The 1091-nt window shown below is 61.8% G+C and carries 2 protein-coding genes; both read left to right on the top strand.

Annotated elements, in window-relative coordinates:
- On the top strand, nt 1-556 hold a 556-nt coding region (locus LB536_RS31020), incomplete at its 5' end, for a helix-turn-helix domain-containing protein (RefSeq protein ID WP_224599165.1).
- A gap of 5 nt (nt 557-561) precedes the next feature.
- Nucleotides 562-1091 (top strand): IS3 family transposase (locus LB536_RS31015; RefSeq protein WP_224599163.1); only part of this gene is annotated, 530 nt, incomplete at its 3' end.

The following is a 1091-nucleotide window of genomic DNA, read 5'->3' as shown; positions in this document are numbered from 1 at the left end:
CAACCTTCGGGGGTTTTGCATGTCCAGATTCAGCGAGCTTGAGAAGCGCTCGATTGTTGAGCGCTACTTGAGCGGGGACGAGAGTTACGCAAGCGCTGGCGCCGCTGCTGGCATTGACGCGGCGACGGTTCGCAAGTGGGTTGCTTTGTACCAGGCGCATGGCGATGCGGGGCTGTCGGGCAAATACGATCATTACGACGCAGCATTCAAGCTGTCGGTGCTCGAGCGGATGTGGGGAGAAGGTCTGTCGTACCGCCAGACGGCGGCGTTGTTCAATATCCGCAACGCGGGTTGCCTGGCGGGCTGGGAGAAGCGTTATCATGCGGGCGGGATAGAGGCGCTCGCCCCGCGCCGCAGAGGAAGACCGCGATCGATGCCAAAACCGGCGCCTGAACCGCCGCTTGAGCCGCCTGAAGCGCGCAATGATGAGGCCAAGAGCCGTGAGGAGCTCGTGGCTGAACTGAACTATCTGCGCATGGAGAACGCCTACCTAAAAAAACTGAAGGCCTTAACGCAGGAACACGCGCCCAAAAAGCGCAAGCCGTCCAGGCGTTAAGGCCGTTGCATCCGCTTGAGGGACTACTCGAACTGGCAAAGCTGCCGCGCAGCACGTTCTATTACAGGCAAAAGGCGACCTCGCGCCCGGACCGCCATGCGGCGCTGAAGGAGGCGATCAAGGCCATCTTCGACAGCCACAAGGGCCGCTACGGCTATCGCCGGGTGACCGCGCAATTGCGCCAGTCGGGTCAACGCGTCAACCACAAGACCGTCCAGAGCCTGATGGCCGGGATGGGATTGAAGTCGCTGGTCAGGCCGAAGAAGTATCGTTCCTACAGGGGCGGGGTTGGGCGCACCGCTCCCGACCTCCTGCAGCGCAAGTTCAACGCCGACCGCGCCAACCGCAAATGGGTGACCGACGTGACGGAGTTCCGCGTGGCCGGCGACAAACTCTACCTGTCTCCCATCATGGACCTCTACAATGGCGAGATCGTCGCCTTCGAGACGGCGCGCCGCCCACGCTTCAAACTGGTGGACAATATGCTGACCAAAGCCTTCGCCCGGCTCGATGAGGACGAACGGCCAATCCTGCA

Source organism: Mesorhizobium sp. ES1-3, from assembly GCF_020164795.1.
GTDB lineage: Bacteria > Pseudomonadota > Alphaproteobacteria > Rhizobiales > Rhizobiaceae > Mesorhizobium.
Note: the sequence above shows the minus strand (reverse complement) of the source record. Positions and strands in the feature narration are given on the sequence as shown.